At 43.3% G+C, this 393-nt stretch carries 1 protein-coding gene; it reads left to right on the forward strand.

The window, feature by feature from the left end; genetic code table 11:
- Window positions 1–318, forward strand: a 318-nt coding sequence (locus JUJ52_RS23205) for a transposase (protein WP_228089268.1), incomplete at its 5' end; no start/stop codon positions are given.
- Window positions 319–393: the final 75 nt, after the last annotated feature.

Below are 393 nucleotides of genomic sequence, written 5' to 3' on the forward strand. Positions count from 1 at the left end.
TTGCAGGTGTCCAACATGCTTAAAAATCATAAATTAGCAAAAACCATTAGCGAAGCGAGCTGGTCACAATTTAGATCCATGCTTGAATACAAAGCAAATTGGTACGGCAAGCAAGTCGTTGCGGTATCGAAAACATTCGCAAGTTCTCAACTGTGTTCGCGCTGTGGATATCAAAACAAAGACGTTAAAAATCTCGCGTTGCGTAAATGGAATTGTCCAGAGTGTCACGCGCATCACGATAGAGATTTGAACGCAAGTAAAAATCTTAAAAACGAAGCCATACGGCTTCTAACTGCGGGGACCGCAGGGATAGCCTAATCCATAACTTTCGGTTACGAAGGTGTTCTTAGGAATCCCCCACTTCAAGCGTAAGCTAAGTGGTGGGTAGTTCAA

Origin of the sequence: Virgibacillus sp. AGTR, assembly GCF_016919725.2 — a bacterium.
Lineage (GTDB): Bacteria > Bacillota > Bacilli > Bacillales > Amphibacillaceae > Virgibacillus > Virgibacillus salarius.